Here is a 25,543-nt window from a genome sequence, read left to right as displayed (position 1 = left end):
GTCCGCGGGTCGCGGCGGCAGGTTGGCAGCCATCGTGCCATGGGGTGGTCATCGAGGGACCGGCCAAGGTATGGGCTGCACACCTTCAATTGTCCGCCGGATAACGGGCAGACTGACCGCATGGCTGATCAGCACGCGCGATCCGGCGAGGACAAGCGGCCGACCGAGATTCCGGTGATCCGTTGGGAAGAGCCACCCGAAGGCCCCGTACTGGTCCTTCTCGACCAGACGAGGCTGCCCGCAGAGGAGGTCGAACTGGTCTGTACGGATGCGCCGATGCTGGTGGAGGCGATCCGTTCGCTCGCCGTGCGCGGGGCACCCGTGCTCGGGATCGCGGGGGCGTACGGTGTCGCGCTCGCCGCCGCGCGCGGGTACGAGGTGGACGACGCGGCGGACGCGCTCGCGGGTGCCCGGCCCACCGCGGTGAATCTCGCCGTCGGGGTACGCAGGGCGCAGGCCGCCTACCAGGCCGAGCTGGCCCGCGGCGGAGACGTGGGAATGGCGGCCGAGGCGGCACTGGCCGCCGCGCGGAAGCTCCATCAGGACGACGCCGAGGCCAGCGCACGAATGGCCGAGCGAGGTCTGGCTCTCTTGGACGAGCTGCTGCCCGGCGGCGGGCACCGGATCCTCACCCACTGCAACACCGGCTCACTGGTGTCGGGCGGGGAGGGCACCGCGTTCGCGGTGGCGCTGGCGGCGCACCGGGCGGGGCAGCTGCGACGGCTGTGGGTGGACGAGACGCGTCCCCTGCTGCAGGGCGCCCGGTTGACCGCGTACGAGGCCGCGCGCAGCGGGATGGCGTACACCCTGCTGACGGACAACGCGGCGGGTTCGCTCTTCGCGGCCGGTGAGGTGGACGCGGTGCTGATCGGGGCCGATCGGATCGCGGCGGACGGGTCGGTGGCGAACAAGGTGGGCAGCTATCCGCTCGCGGTGCTCGCGCGGTACCACCATGTGCCGTTCATCGTGGTGGCGCCGGTGACGACGGTGGACCCGGACACGCCGGACGGGGCGTCCATCGAGGTGGAGCAGCGGGCCGGGTTCGAGGTGACCGAGGTGACCGCGCCGCATGTGCCAATGACCGGCCCAGGTGGGGGGATACCGGTGGCCCCGCTGGGGACGCAGGCGTATAACCCGGCTTTCGATGTGACGCCGCCGGAGCTGGTGACGGCCATCGTGACGGAGGAGGGTGTGGTGTCGCCCGTGACGGCTGAGGCGCTGGCCGAGGTGTGTGCCCGGTCGCGGCAGGTGACGATCGGCTGACGCCGCGTGGTCATCCGCGCCGGCGGCCGGCTTCGCGCGGGCCGTCGGCGCCCACCGTCGACCTCAAGATCGATGGACGAGGGCAGACAGTAGCGACCTCGTACGACTATCGTCACAGGCCAGTGACCCTTCTCACCAGCGCCCCGGTCACTGTTACGAGAATGGGATGATGTCGTTTATGAAGGGACGAGTCCTTGTCGTCGACGACGACACCGCACTGGCCGAGATGCTCGGCATTGTGCTGCGTGGTGAAGGTTTCGAGCCGTCTTTCGTAGCTGACGGCGACAAGGCGCTGGCCGCTTTCCGTGAGACCAAGCCCGATCTGGTGCTGCTCGACCTGATGCTGCCCGGGCGGGACGGCATCGAGGTGTGCCGTCTGATCCGGGCCGAGTCGGGTGTGCCGATCGTGATGCTCACGGCCAAGAGCGACACCGTCGACGTCGTCGTGGGCCTGGAGTCGGGCGCGGACGACTACATCGTGAAGCCGTTCAAGCCGAAGGAACTGGTCGCCCGGATCCGGGCGCGGCTCAGGAGGTCGGAGGAGCCGGCGCCGGAACAGCTCGCCATCGGCGACCTGGTCATCGACGTGGCCGGACACTCCGTCAAGCGGGACGGGCAGTCGATAGCGCTGACGCCGCTGGAGTTCGATCTGCTGGTCGCGCTCGCGCGCAAGCCGTGGCAGGTGTTCACCCGCGAGGTCCTGCTGGAGCAGGTGTGGGGCTACCGGCACGCCGCCGACACCCGCCTGGTCAACGTCCATGTGCAGCGGCTGCGGTCCAAGGTCGAGAAGGACCCGGAGCGGCCGGAGATCGTGGTGACCGTCCGTGGTGTCGGTTACAAGGCGGGGCCGAGCTGACATGTCCGGTGACAGTGCCGCTTCGGCGCCCGGACGCTCCGGGACCCGCGGGGGGCGGCCTGTCGGCCGGGGGACGGCAGGCTCCCGCTGGGGACGGTTCCTGGAGGGCGGGCTGCTCCAGGGCGGGGTTCAGGGCAGCCCTGTCCTGAGGTTGTTCATGCGCTGGATACGCCGGCCGCTGCTGCCCGTCATGCGGCTGTGGCGGCGCAACATCCAGCTGAAAGTCGTCGTCACGACCCTGCTGATGTCGCTGGGCGTCGTGCTGCTGCTGGGCTTCGTGGTCATCGGGCAGGTGCGCAACGGCCTGCTGGACGCCAAGGTGAACGCCTCGCAGAGCCAGGCCACGGGCGGTTTCGCCGCGGCCAAGCAGAAGGCGGAGGAAGAGGCCGTCCGGGCCGGTGCCGACGGCACCGCCGCCGACGGTCGCTCCGAGCAGAACGTCATCGAATGGATGAGCGATCTGGTGGAGTCGCTGTCCAGCGGTGGCCAGGGTGCCTTCGAGGTGGTGACCCTGCCCTCCGGCGGGGACACCGGTGGTGGCCGCGGCCCGCGCGCCTCCAACTACGTCGATCCCAGCGCCAGCGTGCCCGAGAACCTGCGGGACCGGATCGACAGCGACACCGCGGCGGCACAGAGCTACACGCGCATCATCTACAACGCCGACAAGGAGTCCCAGCCCGCCCTCGTCATCGGCAAGCAGGTCAACGACCCCAACGGCGACCCGTACCAGCTGTACTACCTCTTCCCGCTCACCCAGGAGGAGAAGTCGCTGAGCCTGGTCAAGGGCACGCTCGCGACCGCCGGGCTCTTCGTCGTCGTACTCCTCGGGGCCATCGCCTGGCTCGTCGTGCGCCAGGTCGTCACGCCGGTGCGGATGGCGGCCGGGATCGCCGAGCGGCTGTCCGCCGGGCGCCTTCAGGAGCGTATGAAGGTCACCGGCGAGGACGACATCGCGCGGCTCGGTGAGGCCTTCAACAAGATGGCGCAGAACCTTCAGCTGAAGATCCAGCAGCTGGAGGACCTGTCGCGGATGCAACGACGCTTCGTCTCCGACGTCTCGCACGAGCTGCGGACACCGCTGACGACCGTACGCATGGCCGCCGACGTCATCCACGAGGCGCGGGAGGACTTCGACCCGGTGACCGCTCGCTCGGCGGAACTGCTCGCCGACCAGCTGGACCGGTTCGAGTCGCTGCTCGCGGACCTGCTGGAGATCAGCCGGTTCGACGCGGGCGCGGCGGCGCTGGAGGCCGAGCCGATCGATCTGCGCGAGGTCGTCCGACGGGTGGTCAGCGGGGCCGAGCCGCTCGCCGAGCGCAAGGGCACCACGATCCGGGTGGTGGGCGACCAGCAGCCCGTCGTCGCCGAGGCCGACGCCCGGCGCGTGGAGCGGGTGCTGCGCAATCTCGTCGTCAACGCCGTGGAGCACGGCGAGGGCCGGGACGTCGTCGTCAAGCTCGCCTCGGCGGGCGGGGCGGTCGCCGTCGCGGTGCGCGACTACGGCGTCGGGCTCAAGCCCGGTGAGGCCACGCGCGTGTTCAGCCGCTTCTGGCGGGCCGACCCGGCACGCGCGCGTACCACCGGCGGTACGGGTCTGGGGCTGTCCATCGCCCTGGAGGACGCCCGGCTGCACGGCGGCTGGCTGCAGGCCTGGGGCGAGCCCGGCGGCGGCTCGCAGTTCCGGCTGACGCTGCCGCGGACCGCGGACGAGCCGCTCAGGGGCTCCCCGATACCGCTGGAGCCGAAGGACTCGCGCCGCAACCGCGGACTCGACGACGCGGGCATCGCGCGCGTGGAGAAGAGCGCCACGGTGCCGGCGCAGACGACGGGAGACCCGTCCTCGGTGCCGTCGCGCGACCCGATAGCGTCCAGGATGGCCTCCGTGGCCCCCACGGCGGATCCGACGGCGCTGCCGGGCAACGGCGCGCGAGTGGTGCCCCGGCCCGCCGCGGCGCCGCGACGACAGGACGACGCGCCCGCCGGGGACGAGGCGCGCGGCGAGGACACCGGGCCGCCGGAGGGCCCGAGCAGGCAAGGGGAGGCATTTCGTGGGCGCTGACCGCGAGGGGGGCACCCGGCGCAGGCCGGGGCGCGCGGTGGCGTACGCCGCCTGTGGCGCCGTACTGCTGGCGGGGTGCGCCTCGATGCCCGACAGCGGCGATCTGAGCGGCGTGGACTCCACTCCGCGTCAGGACACCCAGGTGCGGGTCTTCGCGATGCCGCCCTCGGAGGACGCCACGCCCACGCAGCTGGTGCAGGGCTTTCTCGAGGCGCTGACCAGCGACGATCCGAACTATGAGATCGCGAGCCAGTATCTGACCAAGGACGCGGCCAAGACCTGGCGGCCCAAGACGGGCACCACGGTCCTCGCGGACGGCCCCGACGCCTTCGAGCTGCCCAGGGCGCGAGGGCGGGAGGAGACCGGGGAGACCTCGTTCACGCTGAGCGGGACCAAGGTGGCCACGGTCGACGAGCAGCAGTCGTACGCCCCGGCGGACGGGCTGTACGAGACGCTGCTGCATCTCACGCAGGACCCGAAGACCAAGCAGTGGCGCATCGACCAGCTGCCGCCGGGCGTCGTGATGGGGCAGGGCGACTTCGAGCGCAACTACACGTCGGTCAACAAGTACTACTTCGCCTCGAACACCGCGGCCGGGACCGGCCGGCAGACCACGGCGGTCGCCGATCCGGTGTACGTCCGGGAACGCGTCGACCCCATGACGCAGATGGTGCGTTCATTGCTGAAGGGCCCCACCACCCTGCTCGAGCCCGTGGTCAGGACGAGCTTCCCCACCGGTACGGCCCTGGAGAAGGGCGTCACCACGCTGACGCCGGACGAGCAGAACAGGCTGACCGTGCCGCTGAACGACAAGGCGGCCCGCGTCGGTCTGAACAGGTGCACCGAGATGGCGGCCCAGCTCCTGTTCACCCTGCGCAGCCTCACCCCCTCGGTTGACGAGGTCGAACTGGAGTCGGGCGACCGGCAGCTGTGCACCTCCGACCGGGCCGAGTCCACCGCCGCGCGGGGGTCGACGGAGCACGTCGAGTACCTGTACTTCGTCGACGACAAGCACCGGCTGGTCCGGATGTCCGCCGAGGAGAGCGCCGGGACGCCGGAGCCGGTGCCGGGCGCGCTGGGCGAGGGGCAGACCCCGCTGCGGTCCGCCGCGGTCTCACGGGACGAGGAGATGGCGGCCGGGGTCGGCCTGGACGGCCGGGCACTGTACGTCGGCTCGCTGGTGTCGGGAGGGTCGCTCGGAGAGCCGGTGCTGCGCAGTACCGGCAGGACGGAGGACGACCGGCTGACGGCCCCCAGTTGGGACGCCCAGCACGATCTGTGGGTCGCCGACCGCAACCCGGCCGACCCGAAGCTGTTCCTGCTGGAGAACGGCGCGGGTGAGCCGCTGGAGGTGCGAACGCCGGGGCTGGACGGCCGGATCAAGTCGGTGCGAGTGGCCGCCGACGGCGTGCGGATCGCGCTCGTCGTGGCCAAGGGCGACAAGTCGTCCCTGCTCATCGGGCGGATCGAGCGCGAGTCGAAGCCCGGGGAGGACCGGCCGACCGTCTCGGTGATGGAACTGCGTTCCGCGACACCGCGGTTGGAGGAGGTCACCACCGTGTCCTGGGCGGGCGACAGCCGGCTCGTGGCCGTGGGGCGGGAACAGGACGGCGTGCAGACGGTGCGGTACGTCCAGGTCGACGGATCCACGCCGGAGGGGCCGGCGCCCGCCGCGCTGACCGGGGTGAAGGAGATCGCGGCGACGGAGGACGATCAGGTGCCGCTGGTGGCGTACTCGGAGGACGGCATCGTGCGGCTGCAGTCCGGCGCGCAGTGGCAGAAGGTCGTCAAGGACGGGACGGCGCCGGTTTATCCGGGGTGACCCGGAAGTCTTCCGGGATGACCCGAATACGGTGCCTGCCGGGCGCCCTGGCTGTGTGGGCGGCCGCTCCTGAACGGGGCGGCCGTCTTTTCTTTCCGGTGGTCCGGTGGTCCGGTGGTCCGGTGGTCTGGTGCTCCGGTGGTCCCACCGTGGGCTTCCACGGCCGCTCTGGAGGCTGCTCTCGAGGCCGTCCTCAAGGCCGCCGGAGTTATCCACAGGCGGTTATCCACAGGGGTGGCAGGCGGGCGGCCCGGTTGGCACAGTGGTGGCCATGCGGGGGTGGTGGTGGCAGGACCTCACCGATCTGGTGCTGCCGGCCGAGTGCGGAGGCTGCGGGAGGCCTCGTACGGTGCTCTGTCCGGAGTGCCGTACGGCCTTGAGCGGCGCCGCGCCGAGCCGGGTGCGACCGGATCCGGAGCCGCCCGGGTTGCCGGTCGTGCACGCGGCGGCCCGGTACGCGGACGAGGTGCGGGCCGTGGTGCTGGCCCACAAGGAGAGGGGCGCGCTGGCGCTGGCGGCACCGCTCGGGGTGGCGCTGGCGGGAGCCGTGCGGGCGGGGCTCGGCGCGGGGCCGGGGCCGGGGTCGGTCGGCGGTGGGCTGCCCGTGCTGCTGGTTCCGGTGCCGTCGGCGCCGCGGGCCGTCCGGGCGCGGGGGCATGATCCTGCGCGGCGGATCGCGCTCGCGGCGGCGGCAGAGCTGCGGCGGGCCGGGACGCCGGCGCGCGTGCTCGCCGTACTGCGGCAGCGGCGCGCGGTGGCCGACCAGTCGGGCCTCAACTCCCGCCAGCGGTCGGACAATCTGGCGGGCGCGCTCGCCGTGGCGCTGGGTGGGGAGCGGCTGCTGGGCGGTGGTCCGGTCGTGCTCGTGGACGACCTGATGACGACCGGCGCGTCGCTGACGGAGGCGGCTCGGGCGGTGCGGGAGGGCGTGGGGCGGGGTGGGTGGGAAGGGGCGGGGCGGGGCCCCGGATCCGCCGCCACCGCGCGACTGGGGACAGCGGAAGGCTCTCCACCGCCCCACCCGGGACCAGTTGCGCACGACCGCCCGGCCGGACCACCGCCCGCACACTCGATCGGCCCCACGCTCGGCCCCACGATCGGACCCCGGGATTGCGCAACGGCGGTGTGCCCGGCGGGAAGTCGGGAAGAGAGAGAGGAACGGTGTTCGGAAGTGACGCCGGAGACAGTGCGGAGGCACGGGGTGCCGGGAATGGCGGGCGGTGTACGCGCAGGTGAGGTCATGTGCGCGGCGGTCGTCGCGGCTTCACCGGATGCTTTCGAAATAAACCGGAACTGACTGTGAACTTGCATCGTTGCAGGTAATGAGAGGACCAATTCACCTGAACGGAGGTACGCCGCTGTAGAGGGTGACGACATCCGTCCGGGCGAGATATGTTCGGTTGTGAGAGAAAGGCGCAGGCCATCCCTCTCATATCCGAATGCCGCGCTGCGGGTTTTCCGTATTCACCCGAGCCGGCGGGGTGGAGATCTTGCCCATGGGGGAGGAGGAGGTGGACGTCACCGAGTCCGAGGTTCCGGGGTTCGCCGGAGCCTGGTGCAAAAGGGAGATGCTCCGCCGCTGCAGCGGAGCGATCCGGGAACGGAGTTCTGCGTGGACATCGTCGTCAAGGGCCGCAAGACCGAGGTGCCCGAGCGGTTCCGCAAGCACGTGGCCGAGAAGCTGAAGCTGGAGAAGATCCAGAAGCTCGACGGCAAGGTGATCAGCCTCGACGTCGAGGTGTCCAAGGAGCCGAACCCCCGACAGGCCGACCGCTCCGACCGAGTGGAGATCACGCTTCGCTCCCGCGGTCCGGTGATCCGGGCGGAGGCGGCGGCCAGCGATCCGTACGCGGCGCTGGACCTGGCGGCGGAGAAGCTGGACGCCAGGCTGCGCAAGCAGCACGACAAGCGTTACTCGCGCCGAGGCGCGCGCCGGCTCACGGCTGCCGAAGTCCCCGACCACGTTCCGGGCGCGGCGACGCTGAACGGGAACGGCCACACCTTCCAGGAGGAAGAGTCGGACGGCGTTCCCACCAAGAAGATCGGTTCGCTGGAAGTGAAGGGTGAGGGACCCCTCGTCGTACGCGAGAAGACGCACGTCGCCTCCCCGATGACCCTGGACCAGGCCCTCTACGAGATGGAGCTGGTCGGGCACGACTTCTATCTGTTCATCGACTCCGAGACCAAGGAGCCCAGTGTCGTCTACCGGCGGCACGCCTACGACTACGGCGTCATCCACCTCAACACCGACCCGATGGTGGCCGAGGGGGAGACCCAGGCAGCGGGTGGCACGCTGGGCGGCTGAGCCACCCGGCTGACGAGCGGGCAGGTGCCCCTGGAGCGCGTGTGCGCCCCCAGGGGCACCGGTGTGCGACCTGTTGGCGCCCCGCTCTGTGACCGCGGCGCGGTCCGGGCATGAAATCATGGCCGCACCGGCCCAACCGGTGGGCCGCTGCCTTGGGTTGGCGATGGCACCTGACCAGCCACAGCCTTCAGGGGGAGGAACGATGGCGGACACCTTCGGACCGATGCGGGACGAGGACGCCGACGGCGTCGTCGGCTCGGGCTCGGACACGGGCTCTTCACGCAAGGAGCCGATCAGAGTCCTCGTCGTGGACGACCACGCCCTCTTCCGTCGTGGACTGGAGATCGTGCTCGCGGCCGAGGAGGACATCCAGGTCGTCGGGGAGGCGGGGGACGGCGCCGAGGCCGTCGACAAGGCCGCCGACCTGCTGCCCGACATCGTCCTGATGGACGTGCGGATGCCCAAGCGGGGCGGGATCGAGGCCTGTACCTCCATCAAGGAGGTGGCCCCCAGTGCCAAGATCATCATGCTGACGATCAGCGACGAGGAGGCCGACCTCTACGACGCGATCAAGGCGGGGGCGACCGGCTATCTCCTGAAGGAGATCTCCACGGACGAGGTGTCCACCGCCATTCGTGCGGTGGCCGACGGGCAGTCTCAGATCAGCCCGTCGATGGCCTCGAAGCTGCTCACCGAGTTCAAGTCGATGATCCAGCGGACGGACGAGCGGCGGCTGGTTCCGGCGCCGCGGCTGACGGACCGTGAGCTGGAGGTGCTGAAGCTGGTCGCCACGGGGATGAACAACCGCGACATCGCGAAGGAGTTGTTCATCTCGGAGAACACCGTGAAGAACCATGTGCGCAACATCCTGGAGAAGCTGCAGCTGCACTCCAGGATGGAGGCCGTGGTCTACGCGATGCGGGAGAAGATCCTCGAGATCCGCTAGGCGGGTCAGGCGGTCAGGGCGGCGAGGGCCTGGGTGAGGGGCTCGCGCAGTTCCGGGGCGTCGACGCGTTCCACGCGTACGTCGGTGCAGTCCACCCAGCTCGCCGCCTCCACCAAAGCCTGGGCCACCGCCGGGACCGCCTTAGGGCCGTCCAGCGTGACTTGCTTGGCAACGAGCGTGCGGCCCTCGCGGGCCGGATCCACGCGGCCGACGAGCCGGCCGCCCGCCAGGACCGGCATCGCGAAGTAGCCGTGGACGCGCTTCTGCCGGGGGACGTAGGCCTCCAGGCGGTGGGTGAAGCCGAAGATCCGCTCGGTGCGTGCCCGCTCCCAGATCAGGGAGTCGAAGGGGGACAGCAGGGTCGTGCGGTGGCGGCCCCGCGGCGGGGTGGCCAGGGCTTGCGGGTCCGCCCAGGCCGGTTTGGCCCACCCTTGCACCGTGACCGGGACCAGGCCGGAGTCGGCGATCACCGCGTCGACCTGTTCGCCCTTGAGGCGGTGGTAGTCGGCGATGTCCGCGCGGGTGCCGACGCCGAGGGACTGCCCGGCGAGGCGCACCAGGCGGCGCAGGCATTCGGCGTCGTCGAGGTCGTCGTGCAGCAGCGAGGCCGGGATGGCGCGTTCCGCGAGGTCGTAGACGCGCTTCCAGCCGCGGCGCTCCACGCAGACGACCTCGCCGTACATCAGGGCGCGTTCCACGGCGACCTTGGAGCCGGACCAGTCCCACCAGTCGGCCGTCTTCTTCGCGCCGCCCAACTCGGTGGCGGTGAGGGGGCCTTCGGTGGTGAGTTGCTTGATGACCTGGTCGTAGGCGCCCTCGGGGAGGTCGTGACCCCAGTGGGGGCGGTTGCGGTAGGCGCGGCGGCGGAAGGCGAAGTGGGGCCATTCCTCGATGGGGAGGATGCAGGCGGCGTGGGACCAGTACTCGAAGGCGTGGGTGTCCTTCCAGTAGGCCTGTTCGACCGTGGTGCGGCCCACCGCGCCCAGGCGGGCGTAGGGGATGAGCTCGTGGGAGCGGGCCAGGACGGAGATGGTGTCGAGTTGGACCGCGCCGAGGTGCCGGAGGATGCCGCGGACGCCGGAGCGGCGGTCGGGGGTCCCGAGGAGGCCCTGGGCGCGCAGGGCGATGCGGCGGGCCTCGTCTGCCGAGAGATCGGTGGTGGGGCGCGGGGTCGTCATGGCTCGCACGATAGGGGCCGGCACTGACAACGCGGGGTGAGCTGGGGGTTTGAACAGTGGCGGTCGGTCCCTCGGCCGGGGCTCGCCCGCGGCTCCCGCCCGCGGTCGCGTGGCCCGTGCACGCCACCGCCGGCCGCCGCGAACTTCGTTGCTACGGCCGTGGTGGGAGGTACGGGGCCGTCGAGGGCAGGCCCAGGTCGGAGGGGAGCAGGGAGCCCTGCCAGCAGTCTCTGCGTACGCCCTTGTTGTTGATTCCGGAGCGCAGGGTGCCCTCGATGGTGAAGCCGGTGCGTTCCGCCACCGCGCGGGAGGCGGTGTTGCCCACCTCCGCCCGCCATTCCAGGCGGTCGACGCAGGCCTGGGTGAAGGACCAGCGGGCGGCCGTGAGAACCGCTTCGCACATGTAGCCCTGGCCTCGGTGTTCCTTCGCCGTCCAGAAGCCGATCTCCGCCACGCACAGCGCGCGCATGGTCAGGCCCAGCATGCCCACCAGGTCCTCACCCTCGGGGAGGAAGACGCCGAAGGTGAACATGGTGCCGTCGGCCCAGCCGTCGGGGACGAGCTGTTCGGTGAAGCTGACGGCGTGTTCGGGGAGGTAGGGCGAGGGGATCGTGGTCCAGCGCTGGATGTCGGGGTCCTGAACGGCGCGGTAGACGGCGTCGGTGTCGCGCGGGCCGACCGGGCGCAGCAGCAGGCGGTCGGTGGTCAGCGTCACGGGGTCCATCGGCCGATTCTGCTCGGGGTCGGTCGGACGTGCCAGATATTTGCCGTGCGTGAGCGGGTCATCACACTTCGCGCAATTCGTCGGCGTCGCGCGGCACCATTCGCGGCGCCCGTCCGTTGTCCCCTTCGAAGAGACGGCAGGCCTCCCGGCGTGGCGGGGTCCTCGCATACGATGGCCGTTGCTCAGTCAAGTCAAATGGAAACCGACCGTCCCAGGCCCGACCGGCAAGGAGACCAACCCCCGTGTCCGTCCTCTCGAAGATCATGCGTGCAGGCGAAGGCAAGATCCTGCGCAAGCTGCACCGCATCGCGGACCAGGTCAACTCCATCGAAGAGGACTTCGTCGACCTCTCCGACGCCGAGCTGCGAGCCCTCACCGAGGAGTACAAGCAGCGGTACGCCGACGGTGAGAGCCTGGACGACCTGCTCCCCGAGGCGTTCGCCACCGTCCGCGAGGCCGCCAAGCGCGCCCTCGGCCAGCGTCACTACGACGTGCAGATCATGGGTGGCGCCGCCCTCCACCTCGGCTATGTGGCCGAGATGAAGACCGGTGAGGGCAAGACCCTCGTCGGCACGCTTCCGGCGTATCTGAACGCGCTGTCCGGCAAGGGCGTTCACCTGATCACGGTGAACGACTACCTGGCCGAGCGCGACTCCGAGATGATGGGCCGCGTCCACAAGTTCCTGGGTCTGTCCGTCGGTTGCATCCTCGCCAACATGACGCCGGCCCAGCGCCGCGAGCAGTACAACTGCGACATCACTTACGGCACGAACAACGAGTTCGGCTTCGACTACCTGCGCGACAACATGGCGTGGTCCAAGGACGAGCTCGTCCAGCGCGGCCACAACTTCGCCATCGTCGACGAGGTCGACTCCATCCTCGTCGACGAGGCCCGTACGCCACTGATCATCTCCGGCCCGGCCGACCAGGCCACCAAGTGGTACGGCGACTTCGCCAAGCTGGTCACCCGTCTGAAGCGGGGCGAGCCCGGCAACCAGCTCAAGGGCATCGAGGAGACCGGCGACTACGAGGTCGACGAGAAGAAGCGCACCGTCGCGATCCACGAGTCCGGCGTCTCCAAGGTCGAGGACTGGCTGGGCATCGACAACCTCTACGAGTCGGTGAACACCCCTCTGGTGGGCTACCTGAACAACGCCATCAAGGCCAAGGAGCTCTTCAAGAAGGACAAGGACTACGTCGTCATGGACGGCGAAGTCATGATCGTCGACGAGCACACCGGCCGTATCCTCGCGGGCCGCCGTTACAACGAGGGCATGCACCAGGCGATCGAGGCGAAGGAAGGGGTGGACATCAAGGACGAGAACCAGACGCTCGCCACGATCACCCTCCAGAACTTCTTCCGCCTCTACAAGCGTCACGACCACGACGGCAAGGAAGAGCCCGGCCTGTCCGGCATGACCGGTACGGCGATGACCGAGGCCGCCGAGTTCCACCAGATCTACAAGCTGGGCGTCGTGCCGATCCCGACGAACCGGCCGATGATCCGCAAGGACCAGTCGGACCTGATCTACCGCACCGAGGTCGCGAAGTTCGAGGCGGTCGTCGACGACATCGTCGAGAAGCACGAGAAGGGCCAGCCGATCCTCGTCGGCACGACGTCGGTCGAGAAGTCCGAGTACCTCTCGCAGCAGCTGAGCAAGCGCGGTGTCCAGCACGAGGTGCTGAACGCCAAGCAGCACGACCGTGAGGCGACCATCGTCGCCCAGGCCGGCCGCAAGGGTGCCGTCACCGTCGCCACCAACATGGCCGGCCGTGGTACGGACATCAAGCTCGGCGGCAACCCCGAGGACCTCGCCGAGGCGGAGCTGCGCCAGCGCGGCCTCGACCCCGAGGAGCACATCGAGGAGTGGGCGCACGCCCTGCCGGCCGCCCTGGAGCGGGCCGAGCAGGCCGTGAAGGCCGAGAAGGAGGAGGTCGAGGAGCTCGGCGGCCTCTACGTCCTCGGCACCGAGCGGCACGAGTCGCGTCGTATCGACAACCAGCTGCGCGGTCGTTCCGGTCGTCAGGGCGACCCGGGCGAGTCCCGCTTCTACCTGTCGCTGGGCGACGACCTGATGCGTCTGTTCAAGGCGCAGATGGTCGAGCGCGTGATGTCGATGGCGAACGTCCCGGACGACGTGCCGATCGAGAACAAGATGGTCACGCGCGCGATCGCCTCCGCGCAGTCGCAGGTCGAGCAGCAGAACTTCGAGACGCGCAAGAACGTCCTGAAGTACGACGAGGTTCTCAACCGCCAGCGTGAGGTCATCTACGGTGAGCGCCGCCGCGTCCTGGAGGGCGAGGATCTGCACGAGCAGGTCCAGCACTTCATGGACGACACGATCGACGCGTACATCACCGCCGAGACCGCCGAGGGCTTCGCCGAGGAGTGGGACCTGGACCGGCTGTGGGGCGCCTTCAAGCAGCTCTACCCGGTGAAGGTCACCATCGACGAGCTGGAGGAGGAGGCCGGCGACCGGGCCGGGCTGACCGCCGAGTTCATCTCCGAGGCCATCAAGGACGACATCCACGCCCAGTACGAGGCGCGGGAGGCTCAGCTCGGCTCCGAGATCATGCGTGAGCTGGAGCGCCGGGTCGTGCTGTCGGTCCTGGACCGCAAGTGGCGCGAGCACCTCTACGAGATGGACTACCTCCAGGAGGGCATCGGCCTGCGCGCGATGGCGCAGAAGGACCCGCTGGTCGAGTACCAGCGCGAGGGCTTCGACATGTTCCAGGCCATGATGGAGGGCATCAAGGAGGAGTCCGTCGGCTACCTGTTCAACCTGGAGGTCCAGGTCGAGCAGCAGGTCGAGGAGGTCCCGGTCGAGGACACCAAGCCGACGCTGGAGAAGAGCGCGCAGGACGCTGTTCCGGCGCAGGCGGGCGCCCGCCCGGAGATCCGCGCGAAGGGCCTCGACGCCCCGCAGCGGCGGAACCTGCACCTCTCCGCGCCCACCGTGGACGGCGCGGGCGGCACCGTCGAGAGCGACTGGTCCGACGACGGCGAGCCGGTGCGCTCGGAGGCCGACGGCCTCACCCGCGCGGAGCGCCGCAAGCAGTCCCGTGGCGGTCGGCGCCGTAAGAAGTAGGCACGCGGCGCCCGGAGGGCGTCTTAGCGGCCGGGAGGGCCGGGTCACCCGTCAGGGGCCCGGCCCTTCGGCATGAGGCCGTACGGCCGTGAGGGCGGCGGTGGGGCGGGCCGCACAGTGGGCGGGGCTGCGGGGCGGGGTGCGCGGCGGTCGTCGGAGCCGTACGGCACCCTCAGTCGTCGTCCGCGCGCGGCCTGGCCGGGCCGCCCAGTTCCACCGCCGTGCAGCGCCAGCGCAGGTCCGGGCCCTGCTCCAGGCGGAAGGCCATGGCGCGCAGGCGGTCGTCGGCGCCGATGCGGGCGAAGACCTCGATGGCGCCGGGGGAGGGGACGTAGTAGCCGATGTCGCGGATCACCGGGCTGCTGCCGCGCAGGGTGCGCAGGGGGCCGCGCTCGGCGAGCCAGGCCAGATCGTCGTAGGCGCGGCCCGCGGTGTGCCGGAGCATGTAGTGGACCGGGCGCCGGCCGCTCAGTACGGCGAGGAGGCGGTCGGCGAAGACCTCGGTGGGGCGGGGCTGGGGCACGGCGGGCGGGACCGGCCGGCGCGGGGTCTGGGGTGGTACCGAGGGGGTGGTCTCCCGCGTGGTGGCCGTGGTCGTCGCCGCGCGCTGTTCGCGGGGCCCGCCGCCGTTCGGTGTGCGGGGCGGGGCGCCGCCGGGGCGGCGGGGGTCGCGGCGGCCCGGCGGGCGGGCGCCGGGGTGGTTCTTCGCCCTCGTCATGACCTTGTTCATGGGGTGCCCCCGTGGGTCGGCCCGGACCGTACCGGGCGGTAACTTTGCGGTTGGGGATCTTGTACGGGGTCGTGACGGAGGCGGCAAGCACGGGCGGGCACGGGTCACGGGGCCCGAAAGGTTCACCTATCCGGATGACCTCGGGGCGCTCGAACCCGCCACTTCGGCGGTGCGGCGGGTGAGTTTCCGGACCGGGGTGGACGGCCGGCGGGGGGTGGCCGGGGGCTCGAAAGGGGACGGCCGCACGTATCCTGAAGGCCCTTCGGGAGGTGCGGAAACGCCCTCTCCGGGGCAGCCCGGAGCCTCCGACCACGAAAGCGGCCAGCCATGCGCGTCTACGTCCCCCTGACCCTTCCCGGTCTCGCCGAGGCGTACAAGACGGGCGAACTGGGAGGCGGGTCGCTGCTCGCCTACGCCGTCACACCGGCCCTGCGCGAGTGGTACGTCTCCGACGACATCGAGGAGCTGGAGTACGCGGCCCTGAACCGGGCCGCGGCGGCGTCGCTGCGGCTGCTGGCGGCGGACTCCGGAGCGCCGCGACGCCGGGTCGTGGTCGCCGTGGACGTGCCGGACGGCGCCGCCGCTGCCGACCCGGACCGTGGGCTGGATCCGGCGGCGCTGGGCGAGGTGCGCGTCGCGGGGGCGGTGCCGCTGGCCAAGGCGGCGTCGGTGCATGTCGACGGCGGGGACGCGGAGGACGACGTCACGGCCGCGGTCGAGGCACTGGCGGCGGCGGACGGCGGGGACGAGGACGCCCAGTTCGTGGTGGACGAAACGGAGGACCACGAGCTGCTGTGGTACGCCACGCAGGAGATCGCGAACCTGGTGGCGTCCGGCGGCTGAGGCGGGCGTCATGGATCGGCTGAGGCCGGCGCCATGCATCCGGGCGGCTGAGGCGAGTGTGCTGAAGGACGACGGCTGAGGCGACCGTCCCGCTCCTGGCTTCCCTTCTTTGACCTGCGGTTCTCTTGATTGTCGGTGGGTGCGGGTACCGTTTTTCGTCATGGGGAAGCGAACAGGGGCGCACATCGTCTGGGACTGGAACGGGACGCTGTTCCACGACAACGACGCGATCATCGGGGCGACGAACGCGGCATTCGGCGAGCTGGGGCTCGAGCCGATCACGCTGGAGCAGTACCGGGCGCTGTACTGCGTGCCGGTGCCGAAGTTCTACGAGCGGCTGCTGGGGCGGCTGCCCACCGACGCCGAGTGGGTGGTCATGGACGAGACCTTCCATCGGTACTACGCCGAGCACCGGGTGCGGTGCGAGCTGACCGTGGGGGTCACCGAGCTGCTGACCGGCTGGGGCGCGGCCGGGCGCAGTCAGTCGATCCTCAGCATGTACGTGCACGAGGAACTGGTCCCGCTGGTGCGGGGATTCGGGATCGAGGCGCACTTCATACGGGTGGACGGGCGGACCGGACCGTCCGGCGGAAGCAAGGCCGAGCACATGGTGCGGCATCTCGAGGCGCTGGGCGGAGTGGTGGACCCGGCGCGGACCGTCGTGATCGGGGACGCGGCCGACGACGCGGTGGCGGCGCTGCACGTGGGGGCGCGGGCCGTGCTGTACACCGGGGGCTCGCACAGCCGCGCCAGCCTGGAGGGCGTGGGCGTGCCGGTGGTCGACTCCCTGAGCGAGGCGGTCGAAGAGGCGGAGCGGCTGGCGGCGTAGCCGGTCGGCCGGGGCGCCCGCAGGCCCCTCGCAGCCCGCAGCCCGCAGCCCGCAGCCCGCAAGCCACGTCACTCGCCAGCCGAGCCGTCTCCTCGGCCAAGCCGCCCCCTCGGCCGCGCCGCCCCGCGTCTCGGGTCAGGTCACCGGCGCCTTCGCGCGGAGCACCGTCAGGAACTCCCGCATCCAGGCGCTGTGGTCCGGCCAGGCCCGGGAGGAGACGAGGGTGCCGTCGACCACGGCCTCGGCGTCCTGGAAGGTGGCGCCGGCGGCCTGCATGTCGAGTTCCAGCGCGGGGTACGCCGTGACGCGGCGGCCTCGCAGGCCGTCGATGGCGGCCGTGAGCAGGGGGCCGTGGCAGATCTGCGCGACGGGCTTGTCGGCGTCGAAGAACGACTTGAGGATCTTGCGGAGTTCGGGGTCGTTGCGGAGGTACTCGGGGGCCCGGCCGCCGGGGATGACCACGGCGGCGTAGTCGCCGGGGTCCACCTCGGCGAAGGCGAGGTCTGCGGGCCAGGTGTAGCCGGGCTTCTCGGTGTAGGTGTCGAAGCCGGGCTCGAAGTCGTGGACGACGAACTGGAGCTTCTTGCGGGTGGGGGCGGCGATGTGGACGTCGTAGCCCTCCTCGCGGAGGCGTTGGTAGGGGTACAGGACCTCCAGTGACTCCGCTGCGTCGCCGGTGACGATGAGGATCTTGGCTGTCATGTCGGTGCGCTCCCCTGCTCGGCCGTGGACTGCGGCTGTGTCGGACTCTCTGGCAACGTGCCTCGGCCGGCGGGCCTTGCCAAGAGGGCCTGCGCCGGTGGGGTGACCCCGGGCGGTGTGGGGGTGACCCCGCCCGGGGTGCCGCCGAGTCGCGCTGCGGCACCCCCCCGGCACCCGGCACTGTGCAGAACGTCAAACTTCGACCCCTGGTTTTGTACACATACGGCTCATGACGGGCCCCCGGTAATCAGCGATAGCCTTGTGGCGTGATCAGCGCGATAGCTCGCGGGGGCCTCGGTGCCTCCGCCCTGCGCCCGGTGAGCACGGATGACATCCGTGGCCGGGCGGTGGTCGCTGGTCTTCGCGGGTGGGTTCCCGCCGTGGCGCGCAACCCCGTGGTGTCGGCAGTGCGGAGAGCAGTGTCACACCCACGGGGCACGGCGATTTTGGCTGATATCCCCCCGCTCATCTCACCTCGCGGCATAGCGTCGAAGCAGACCGGACACCCCGCGTCGCGACGTTACGTCGGAGGGGACGGGACCGTACTTTCTTCTACGTCACGCAACGGCGCGCGACAGGAGCCAGAGGACAATGCAGACCAAGCTGGACGAAGCAAAGGCCGAGCTGCTCGAGAGGGCCGCCCGGGTAGCTGAGAACAGCCCGGTCGGGGGGCACCTACCGACTGGGACCACGGGCGAGGCCACCCCGGACCGGGACACCGTGCTCTCGTTCCTCCAGCGTTACTACCTGCACACCGCCCCGGAGGACCTCACCGACCGTGACCCGGTCGATGTCTTCGGAGCCGCCTTCTCCCACTACCGGTTGGCCGAGACCCGCCCGCAGGGAACGGCCAACGTGCGGGTCCTCACACCCACCGTCGAGGAGAACGGATGGGCGTGCAGCCATTCCATCGTCGAGGTCGTCACCGACGACATGCCCTTCCTGGTCGACTCGGTCACCAATGAGCTGACCCGGCAGGGTCGTGGGATCCACGTCGTCATCCACCCCCAGGTCGTCGTCCGCCGCGACGTCACCGGCAAGCTCGTCGAGGTGCTCCCCGGCCCTCCGGCCGCCGCCGACCGCCCGCACGACGCGCACACCGAGTCCTGGATCCACGTCGAGATCGACCGGGAGACCGACAAGGCCGACCTGAAGCAGATCACCGCCGATCTGCTGCGCGTCCTGTCCGACGTACGGGAGGCCGTCGAGGACTGGGAGAAGATGCGGGACGCCTCGATCCGCCTCTCCGAGGACCTCGCCGAGGAGCACGTGCCCGGCGATCTGCCCGGCCCCGAGGTCGAGGAGGCGCGCGAGCTGCTGCAGTGGCTGGCCGCCGACCACTTCACCTTCCTGGGCTACCGGGAGTACGAGCTGCGCGAGGACGACTCCCTCGCCGCCGTCCCCGGCACCGGGCTCGGCATACTGCGCTCGGACCCGCACCACGCCGGCGCGGACGCCCACCCCGTCAGCCCCTCCTTCGAGCGGCTGCCCGCCGACGCCCGCGCCAAGGCCCGCGAGCACAAGCTGCTGGTCCTCACCAAGGCCAACAGCCGCGCCACCGTCCACCGGCCCTCGTACCTGGACTACATCGGCGTCAAGAAGTTCGACAGCGAGGGCAATGTCGTCGGCGAGCGGCGCTTCCTCGGTCTGTTCTCCTCGGCCGCCTACACCGAGTCCGTCCGCCGCGTCCCGGTCATCCGGCGCAAGGTCGCCGACGTGCTCAAGCGCGCCGGGTTCTCGCCCAACAGCCACGACGGCCGCGACCTGCTCCAGATCCTGGAGACCTACCCGCGCGACGAGCTCTTCCAGACGCCCGTCGGTGAGCTGCAGGCGATCGTCACCAGCGTCCTGTACCTCCAGGAGCGCCGGCGCCTGCGCCTGTACCTGCGCCAGGACGAGTACGGCCGCTACTACTCCGCCCTCGTCTACCTGCCCCGCGACCGCTACACCACCGGCGTCCGGCTTCGGATCATCGACATCCTGAAGGAGGAGCTCGGCGGCACCAGCGTCGACTTCACCGCCTGGAACACCGAGTCGATCCTGTCCCGGCTGCACTTCGTGGTCCGTGTCCCGCAGGGCACCGAGCTGCCGCAGCTCAGCGACGCCGACAAGGAGCGCATCGAGGCCCGCCTGGTCGAGGCCGCGCGTTCCTGGGCCGACGGCTTCGCCGACGCGCTCAACGCCGAGCTGGGCGAGGAGCGCGCCGCCGAACTGATGCGCCGCTACGGCAACGCCTTCCCCGAGGGCTACAAGGCCGACCACACCCCGCGCTCGGCCGTCTCCGACCTGGTCCACATCGAGCAGCTGACCGAGGACAACAACTTCGCGCTCAGCCTGTACGAGCCGGTCGGCGCCGCCCCCGAGGAGCGCCGCTTCAAGATCTACCGCAAGGGCGCGGCCATCTCCCTGTCCGCCGTCCTGCCGGTGCTCAACCGGCTCGGCGTCGAGGTGATCGACGAGCGCCCCTACGAGCTGCGCTGCTCGGACCGCACGGTGGCCTGGATCTACGACTTCGGCCTGCGCATGCCGAAGGCGCAGAACGGCAGCGGCGACTACGCCGGCGACGACGCCCGCGAGCGCGTCCAGGAGGCCTTCGCCGCCACCTGGACCGGACAGGCCGAGAACGACGGCTTCAACGCGCTGGTGCTGAGCGCCGGGCTGAACTGGCGCCAGGCGATGGTCCTGCGGGCGTACGCGAAGTACCTGCGCCAGGCCGGATCCACGTTCTCGCAGGACTACATGGAGGACACCCTCCGCAACAACGTCCACACCACCCGGCTCCTCGTCTCCCTGTTCGAGGCGCGGATGTCGCCGGACCGCCAGCGCGCCGGGCACGAGATCGTGGACGCCCTGCTCGAAGAGCTCGACGCGGCCCTGGACCAGGTGGCGAGCCTGGACGAGGACCGGATCCTGCGGTCCTTCCTCACCGTGATCAAGGCGACCCTGCGCACCAACTTCTTCCAGGAGGCGGCGGGCGGCGCCCCGCACGACTACGTCTCCATGAAGTTCGACCCGCAGGCCATCCCGGACCTGCCGGCGCCGCGTCCGGCGTTCGAGATCTGGGTGTACTCGCCGCGGGTGGAGGGTGTGCACCTGCGCTTCGGCAAGGTCGCGCGAGGCGGTCTGCGCTGGTCCGACCGGCGTGAGGACTTCCGCACCGAGATCCTCGGTCTGGTGAAGGCGCAGATGGTGAAGAACACCGTCATCGTGCCGGTCGGCGCCAAGGGCGGCTTCGTCGCCAAGCAGCTGCCCGACCCGTCCGTGGACCGGGACGCGTGGCTCGCCGAGGGCATCGCCAGCTACAAGACGTTCATCTCGGCGCTGCTCGACATCACCGACAACATGGTGGCCGGGGAGGTCGTCCCGCCCGCCGACGTCGTCCGCCACGACGAGGACGACACCTACCTCGTGGTCGCCGCCGACAAGGGCACCGCGACCTTCTCCGACATCGCCAACGAGGTCGCCGAGAGCTACAACTTCTGGCTCGGCGACGCCTTCGCCTCCGGCGGCTCGGCCGGTTACGACCACAAGGGCATGGGCATCACCGCCCGCGGCGCCTGGGAGTCCGTCAAGCGGCACTTCCGCGAGCTGGGCGTGGACACCCAGACCGAGGACTTCACGGTCGTCGGCATCGGTGACATGTCCGGTGACGTGTTCGGCAACGGCATGCTGCTCAGCGAGCACATCCGCCTGGTCGCCGCCTTCGACCACCGGCACATCTTCATCGACCCGAACCCGGACGCGGCCACCGGCTACGCCGAGCGCCGCCGCCTGTTCGAGCTGCCGCGCTCCAGCTGGGCCGACTACGACACCGACCTGATCTCGGCCGGTGGCGGCGTCTTCCCGCGGTCCGCCAAGGCGATCCCCGTCAACGCGCACATCCGCGAGGCCCTGGGCATCGAGGGCAAGGTGTCCAAGATGACGCCGGCCGACCTGATGAAGGCGATCCTGCAGGCGCCGGTGGACCTGCTGTGGAACGGCGGCATCGGCACGTACGTCAAGGCCTCCACCGAGTCGAACGCCGACGTCGGCGACAAGGCCAACGACCCCATCCGCGTCGACGGCGCCGAGCTGCGGGTCAAGGTCGTCGGCGAGGGCGGCAACCTGGGTCTGACCCAGCTCGGCCGGATCGAGTTCGCCCGGCACGGCGGCAAGATCAACACCGATGCCATCGACAACAGCGCGGGCGTGGACACCTCCGACCACGAGGTGAACATCAAGATCCTGCTCAACAGCCTGGTCACCGACGGCGACATGACCGTCAAGCAGCGCAACAAGCTGCTCGCGGAGATGACCGACGAGGTCGGCCGGCTGGTCCTGCGCAACAACTACGCGCAGAACACGGCGATCGCCAACGCCCTCGCCCAGTCCAAGGACATGCTCCACGCCCAGCAGCGCTACATGCGCCACCTGGTCCGCGAGGGCGCCCTCGACCGGGCCCTGGAGTTCCTGCCCACCGACCGCCAGATCCGTGAGCGGCTCGGCACCGGACACGGCCTGACCGGCCCGGAGACGGCCGTGCTGCTGGCGTACACGAAGATCACGGTCGCCGAGGAGCTGCTGCACACCTCGCTCCCGGACGATCCCTACCTGCGCGGGCTGCTCGACGCGTACTTCCCGAGCGCGCTGCGCGAGCGGTTCCCCGAGCACATCGACACCCATCCGCTGCGCCGTGAGATCACCACGACCGTGCTGGTCAACGACACGGTCAACACCGGTGGTACGACGTATCTGCACCGCCTGCGCGAGGAGACCGGGGCCTCCCTGGAGGAGATCGTCCGGGCGCAGACCGCCGCCCGCGCGATCTTCCGCTCGGCGCCGGTGTGGGACGCGGTCGAGGCCCTGGACAACCAGGTCGAGGCCGATGTGCTCACCCGGATCCGGCTGCACTCGCGCCGGCTGGTGGAGCGCGGCACGCGCTGGCTGCTCAACAACCGCCCGCAGCCGATCCAGCTCACCGAGAACGTCGAGTTCTTCGGCGAGCGGGTCGAGCAGGTGTGGCAGCAGCTGCCCAAGCTGCTGCGCGGCGCGGACCTGGAGTGGTACCAGCAGATCTACGACGAGCTGTCCGGCGTCGGTGTCCCGGACGAACTGGCCACCCGCGTGGCCGGGTTCTCCTCCGCCTTCCCGGCGCTCGACATCGTCTCGGTGGCCGACCGCATGGGCAAGGAACCGCTGGACGTGGCCGAGGTCTACTACGACCTCGCCGACCGGCTGCGGATCACCCAGCTCATGGACCGCATCATCGAACTGCCGCGCAACGACCGCTGGCAGTCCATGGCCCGCGCCTCCATCCGCGAGGACCTGTACGCGGCCCACGCGGCGCTGACCTCGGACGTCCTCGCGGTCGGCAACGGCACCTCCACCCCGGAGCAGCGCTTCAAGGCGTGGGAGGAGAAGAACGCGGCGATCCTCGGCCGGGCGCGCACAACCCTGGAGGAGATCCAGGGCTCGGAGACGTTCGACCTCGCCAACCTCTCGGTGGCGATGCGGACGATGCGCACCCTGCTGCGGACGCATTCGTAGTCGTACGACACTGAAGGGCGCCCCGGGCCGTCACGGCCCGGGGCGCCCTTGCGCACGGAGGAGGGTTATGCGGCGGCCACCTTCGGCTTCGGCTTGGCCTTGGGCTTCTTGTCGCCGGTGAAGGCCTCGTACTCCTTCAGGACGTCCTCGGTGGGGCCGTCCATGCGCAGCTCGCCGCGTTCCAGCCACAGGACGCGGTCGCAGGTGTCGCGGATCGACTTGTTGTTGTGGCTGACCAGGAACACCGTGCCGGCGTGCTTGCGCAGCTCGCGGATGCGCTGCTCGGAGCGCTTCTGGAAGGAGCGGTCGCCGGTGGCGAGGGCCTCGTCGATGAGCAGGACGTCGTGGTCCTTGGCGGCGGCGATGGAGAACCGGAGCCGGGCGCCCATGCCGGAGGAGTACGTGCGCATCGGCAGGGTGATGAAGTCGCCCTTCTCGTTGATGCCGGAGAAGTCGACGATCTCCTGGTACCGCGCCTTGATCTGCTCCCGGGACATGCCCATGGCGAGGCCGCCGAGGTGGACGTTGCGCTCGCCGGTCAGGTCGCCCATCAGGGCCGCGTTGACGCCGAGCAGGGAGGGCTGGCCGTCGGTGTAGATGGCCCCGCTCTCCACGGGGAGCAGTCCCGCGACCGCCTTGAGCAGGGTGGACTTGCCGGAGCCGTTGGTGCCGATCAGGCCGATGGCCTCGCCCTTGTACGCGACGAAGGACACCTGCTTCACGGCGTGCACCGTGCGGACGCCGGCCGCCTTCTCGGTCTGCTTGCGCCGCAGGATGCGGTTGAGGGCGGCGGTGGCGGAGCCGCGGCCCGCGCCGGTGCCGTTGACGCGGTAGACGATGTCCACGCGGTCGGCGATGACGGTGGGGGTCTGGTCGTTCGGGTGCTCAGCCACGGCCGTACGTCTCCTCAGCCTTCCAGAAGTAGATGAATCCGCCGATCCCGGCGAGCAGGGCCCAGCCGGTGGCGAGCGCCCACACGTGGGCCGGCAACTGGCTCGCGTGGAAGCTGTCGATCAGCGCGAAGCGCATGAGGTCGATGTAGACCGCGGGTGGGTTGGCCTGGAGCACCGGGCCCACCCAGGCCGGCCAGTCCTGGTGCTTGGCCAGCAGGTGGTCGATGCTCCACATGACGCCGGAGGTGTACATCCAGGTGCGCAGCACGAACGGCATCAACTGGGCGACGTCCGGGGTCTTCGCGCCCACCCGGGCCATGATCATCGAGACGCCGGCGTTGAAGGTGAACTGCAGCACCAGCGCCGGGATCGCGAGGAGCCAGGAGAAGGCGACCGGGACTCCGAAGGCGAGCAGGATGACGACCAGGGCGCCCATGGAGAACAGCAGCTGCTGGAGCTGCTGGAGGCAGAAGGAGATCGGCAGCGCGGCCCGCGGGAAGTGCAGGGCGCGGACCAGGCCGAGGTTGCCGGAGATCGCGCGGGTGCCGGCGAGGATCGAGCTCTGGCTGAACGTCCAGATGAAGACGCCCGTCACCAGGAACGGGACATAGTCGGGGACGCCGTTCCTGGTGCCGAGCAGCACGCCGAAGATCAGGAAGTAGACGGCCGCGTTCAGCAGCGGGTTCATCACCTGCCAGAGCTGGCCGAGCTTGGCCTGGCTGTACTGGGCGGTGAGCTTGGCGGTGGAGAACGCGGCGATGAAGTGGCGCCGGTCCCACAGCTGCCGGACGTACTCGGGCAGCGTCGGGCGGGCACCGCTGACCGAGAGGCCGTGGCGGGCGGCGAGGGCCGCGAGGTCGACGTCGTCGGGAGGGGCCGTCGTCGTCGGGGGCGGTGTGTCGAGGACCTGGCTCACATCCGCTGCTTTCGCTCGGGGGGTGGGGTGCGCGTGCGGCGCGTGGGGCCCGTCACCGGCTGTTCCCTTACGGGACTCCTGGCGTTCTCTTACGTCGGGACGGGACCGTATCGTCGCAACGCGAGCGTAGGCCGACTGGACGTCGGAACGCAACCGTTTCGTCGTCACGCCCTATGCTGGTCCGCATGACGACGAACGCCGACGGACCCCAGCCGCGTCCGCGCCGCCGGGCCCCCGCGGGGGCGGCCGTGCTGCGGGCGGACGTGACGGAAGCGATCCGCGCGGCCGTGTTCGAGGAACTGGCGGCGGTCGGGTACGCGCGGATGTCGATCGAGGGGATCGCCCGGCGGGCCGGGGTCGGCAAGACGGCGGTGTACCGGCGCTGGCGGTCGAAGCTGCACCTCGTCCTGGACGTGGTGTCGGCGCTGGCGGTACAAGGGCTGCCGATGCCGGACACCGGGTCGCTGGAGGGTGACCTGCGCCTGCTGTACGAGGTGACCTCACGGGCCCTGCGCCACCCCGTGGCCTCGCAGATCATCCCGGACCTCCAGGCGGAGGCGGCCCGCAACCCCGAGATCGCCGAGGCCCTGCAGAAGGCGTTGCGGGAGGGGCAGGACGGGGTGGCCACCGGGATCGTGGCGGCGGCGGAACGACGGGGGGAACTGCGCGAGGGCGTCGACCACGACCTCGCCCTGGACCTGATCTCGGGCCCGCTGTACTGGCGCTCGGTGGTCATCCGCAGCCCGAAGCTGCCGAAGGGATATCTGGCGTCGCTGGCCCGGGCTACGGCCGGTGCGCTGAAGGCGCTGTAAGCGGGGCGCCGGCCCTCGCCAGGCTCTGGGCCGGGTTAGCCGTCATCCCC

At 70.6% G+C, this 25,543-nt stretch carries 18 protein-coding genes; 12 read left to right on the top strand and 6 right to left on the bottom strand.

Annotation, left to right across the window (positions count from 1 at the left end; translation table 11 throughout):
- Nucleotides 1-120: 120 nt before the first annotated feature.
- The 7 genes from mtnA (at nucleotide 121) to ACWDRW_RS27770 (ending at nucleotide 9,251) form a co-directional block, all read left to right on the top strand.
- Nucleotides 121-1,263, top strand: coding sequence for an S-methyl-5-thioribose-1-phosphate isomerase (gene mtnA, locus ACWDRW_RS27800; protein ID WP_451727080.1), 1,143 nt, complete (start codon nucleotides 121-123; stop codon nucleotides 1,261-1,263).
- A gap of 166 nt (nucleotides 1,264-1,429) precedes the next feature.
- Nucleotides 1,430-2,119: a two-component system response regulator MtrA gene (gene mtrA, locus ACWDRW_RS27795; RefSeq protein WP_015659998.1), complete on the top strand. Its 690-nt coding sequence runs from the start codon at nucleotides 1,430-1,432 to the stop codon at nucleotides 2,117-2,119.
- Between the two features lies 1 nt (nucleotide 2,120).
- On the top strand, nucleotides 2,121-4,178 hold the full coding sequence (mtrB, locus tag ACWDRW_RS27790; RefSeq protein WP_451727077.1) for an MtrAB system histidine kinase MtrB: 2,058 nt from the start codon (nucleotides 2,121-2,123) through the stop codon (nucleotides 4,176-4,178).
- Nucleotides 4,168-6,000 (top strand): LpqB family beta-propeller domain-containing protein, encoded by a 1,833-nt coding sequence (locus ACWDRW_RS27785; protein ID WP_451727075.1) that lies wholly within the window; start codon nucleotides 4,168-4,170, stop codon nucleotides 5,998-6,000. The genes mtrB and ACWDRW_RS27785 overlap by 11 nt, the downstream gene beginning before the upstream one ends.
- A gap of 271 nt (nucleotides 6,001-6,271) precedes the next feature.
- Nucleotides 6,272-7,297, top strand: coding sequence for a ComF family protein (locus tag ACWDRW_RS27780; RefSeq protein WP_451727072.1), 1,026 nt, complete (start codon nucleotides 6,272-6,274; stop codon nucleotides 7,295-7,297).
- 315 nt (nucleotides 7,298-7,612) lie between these two features.
- A complete protein-coding gene (gene hpf / locus ACWDRW_RS27775) occupies nucleotides 7,613-8,305 on the top strand; it encodes a ribosome hibernation-promoting factor, HPF/YfiA family (protein ID WP_451727069.1) in 693 nt (230 codons plus the stop codon).
- Between the two features lie 202 nt (nucleotides 8,306-8,507).
- Nucleotides 8,508-9,251: a response regulator gene (locus tag ACWDRW_RS27770; RefSeq protein ID WP_451727067.1), complete on the top strand. Its 744-nt coding sequence runs from the start codon at nucleotides 8,508-8,510 to the stop codon at nucleotides 9,249-9,251.
- 5 nt (nucleotides 9,252-9,256) lie between these two features.
- On the opposite strand, the gene ACWDRW_RS27765 is transcribed toward ACWDRW_RS27770, so the two are convergent.
- Entirely contained in the window at nucleotides 9,257-10,429 is a 1,173-nt protein-coding gene (locus ACWDRW_RS27765) for a winged helix-turn-helix domain-containing protein (RefSeq protein ID WP_451727065.1), read from the bottom strand.
- Nucleotides 10,430-10,580: 151 nt separating this feature from the next.
- Nucleotides 10,581-11,153 (bottom strand): GNAT family N-acetyltransferase, encoded by a 573-nt coding sequence (locus ACWDRW_RS27760; protein ID WP_451727062.1) that lies wholly within the window; start codon nucleotides 11,151-11,153, stop codon nucleotides 10,581-10,583.
- A 242-nt stretch (nucleotides 11,154-11,395) separates the two neighbouring features.
- Between ACWDRW_RS27760 and secA the strand changes: the two genes are divergently transcribed.
- A complete protein-coding gene (gene secA / locus ACWDRW_RS27755) occupies nucleotides 11,396-14,242 on the top strand; it encodes a preprotein translocase subunit SecA (protein WP_451727059.1) in 2,847 nt (948 codons plus the stop codon).
- 172 nt (nucleotides 14,243-14,414) lie between these two features.
- On the opposite strand, the gene ACWDRW_RS27750 is transcribed toward secA, so the two are convergent.
- The gene (locus ACWDRW_RS27750; RefSeq protein ID WP_451727057.1) at nucleotides 14,415-14,972 is read right to left on the bottom strand and encodes an Rv3235 family protein; all 558 of its coding nucleotides are present in this window, start codon (nucleotides 14,970-14,972) and stop codon (nucleotides 14,415-14,417) included.
- Between the two features lie 327 nt (nucleotides 14,973-15,299).
- On the opposite strand from ACWDRW_RS27750, the gene ACWDRW_RS27745 reads away from it, so the two are divergent.
- Both ACWDRW_RS27745 and ACWDRW_RS27740 read left to right on the top strand, forming a co-directional pair.
- Nucleotides 15,300-15,815: a DUF6912 family protein gene (locus ACWDRW_RS27745; RefSeq protein ID WP_451727054.1), complete on the top strand. Its 516-nt coding sequence runs from the start codon at nucleotides 15,300-15,302 to the stop codon at nucleotides 15,813-15,815.
- 160 nt (nucleotides 15,816-15,975) lie between these two features.
- Entirely contained in the window at nucleotides 15,976-16,644 is a 669-nt protein-coding gene (locus ACWDRW_RS27740) for an HAD family hydrolase (RefSeq protein ID WP_451727051.1), read from the top strand.
- Nucleotides 16,645-16,779: 135 nt separating this feature from the next.
- Here ACWDRW_RS27740 and ACWDRW_RS27735 read toward each other — a convergent pair whose 3' ends face one another.
- Complete coding sequence (locus ACWDRW_RS27735) at nucleotides 16,780-17,346, bottom strand: DJ-1/PfpI family protein (RefSeq protein ID WP_451727048.1); 567 nt, start codon at nucleotides 17,344-17,346, stop codon at nucleotides 16,780-16,782.
- A 591-nt stretch (nucleotides 17,347-17,937) separates the two neighbouring features.
- On the opposite strand from ACWDRW_RS27735, the gene ACWDRW_RS27730 reads away from it, so the two are divergent.
- Nucleotides 17,938-22,872 carry an NAD-glutamate dehydrogenase gene (locus ACWDRW_RS27730; protein WP_451727046.1) on the top strand — a complete coding sequence of 1,645 codons (4,935 nt, stop codon included), beginning with the start codon at nucleotides 17,938-17,940 and terminating at the stop codon, nucleotides 22,870-22,872.
- Between the two features lie 65 nt (nucleotides 22,873-22,937).
- Here the strand turns inward: ACWDRW_RS27730 and ACWDRW_RS27725 are convergent, their stop codons facing one another.
- Nucleotides 22,938-23,765, bottom strand: coding sequence for an ABC transporter ATP-binding protein (locus tag ACWDRW_RS27725; RefSeq protein ID WP_451727044.1), 828 nt, complete (start codon nucleotides 23,763-23,765; stop codon nucleotides 22,938-22,940).
- A complete protein-coding gene (locus ACWDRW_RS27720) occupies nucleotides 23,758-24,681 on the bottom strand; it encodes an ABC transporter permease (RefSeq protein ID WP_451727041.1) in 924 nt (307 codons plus the stop codon). Before ACWDRW_RS27720 ends, ACWDRW_RS27725 begins: the two co-directional genes overlap by 8 nt.
- Before the next feature lie 173 nt (nucleotides 24,682-24,854).
- On the opposite strand from ACWDRW_RS27720, the gene ACWDRW_RS27715 reads away from it, so the two are divergent.
- On the top strand, nucleotides 24,855-25,493 hold the full coding sequence (locus ACWDRW_RS27715) for a TetR/AcrR family transcriptional regulator (RefSeq protein WP_451727038.1): 639 nt from the start codon (nucleotides 24,855-24,857) through the stop codon (nucleotides 25,491-25,493).
- The last annotated feature ends 50 nt before the right edge of the window (nucleotides 25,494-25,543 follow it).

This window comes from Streptomyces sp. NPDC003635, from assembly GCF_053587635.1.
Note: the sequence above shows the minus strand (reverse complement) of the source record. Positions and strands in the feature narration are given on the sequence as shown.

What these genes read in the sequence shown, in the direction of transcription:
- mtnA (WP_451727080.1), top strand. Translation starts at nt 121, where the DNA reads ATGGCTGATCAGCACGCGCGATCCGGCGAGGACAAGCGGCCGACCGAG.
- mtrA (WP_015659998.1), top strand. Translation starts at nt 1,430, where the DNA reads ATGATGTCGTTTATGAAGGGACGAGTCCTTGTCGTCGACGACGACACC.
- mtrB (WP_451727077.1), top strand. Translation starts at nt 2,121, where the DNA reads ATGTCCGGTGACAGTGCCGCTTCGGCGCCCGGACGCTCCGGGACCCGC.
- ACWDRW_RS27780 (WP_451727072.1), top strand. Translation starts at nt 6,272, where the DNA reads ATGCGGGGGTGGTGGTGGCAGGACCTCACCGATCTGGTGCTGCCGGCC.
- ACWDRW_RS27770 (WP_451727067.1), top strand. Translation starts at nt 8,508, where the DNA reads ATGGCGGACACCTTCGGACCGATGCGGGACGAGGACGCCGACGGCGTC.
- ACWDRW_RS27765 (WP_451727065.1), bottom strand. Translation starts at nt 10,429, where the DNA reads ATGACGACCCCGCGCCCCACCACCGATCTCTCGGCAGACGAGGCCCGC.
- ACWDRW_RS27760 (WP_451727062.1), bottom strand. Translation starts at nt 11,153, where the DNA reads ATGGACCCCGTGACGCTGACCACCGACCGCCTGCTGCTGCGCCCGGTC.
- ACWDRW_RS27750 (WP_451727057.1), bottom strand. Translation starts at nt 14,972, where the DNA reads ATGAACAAGGTCATGACGAGGGCGAAGAACCACCCCGGCGCCCGCCCG.
- ACWDRW_RS27745 (WP_451727054.1), top strand. Translation starts at nt 15,300, where the DNA reads ATGCGCGTCTACGTCCCCCTGACCCTTCCCGGTCTCGCCGAGGCGTAC.
- ACWDRW_RS27740 (WP_451727051.1), top strand. Translation starts at nt 15,976, where the DNA reads ATGGGGAAGCGAACAGGGGCGCACATCGTCTGGGACTGGAACGGGACG.
- ACWDRW_RS27735 (WP_451727048.1), bottom strand. Translation starts at nt 17,346, where the DNA reads ATGACAGCCAAGATCCTCATCGTCACCGGCGACGCAGCGGAGTCACTG.
- ACWDRW_RS27730 (WP_451727046.1), top strand. Translation starts at nt 17,938, where the DNA reads ATGCAGACCAAGCTGGACGAAGCAAAGGCCGAGCTGCTCGAGAGGGCC.
- ACWDRW_RS27715 (WP_451727038.1), top strand. Translation starts at nt 24,855, where the DNA reads ATGCTGGTCCGCATGACGACGAACGCCGACGGACCCCAGCCGCGTCCG.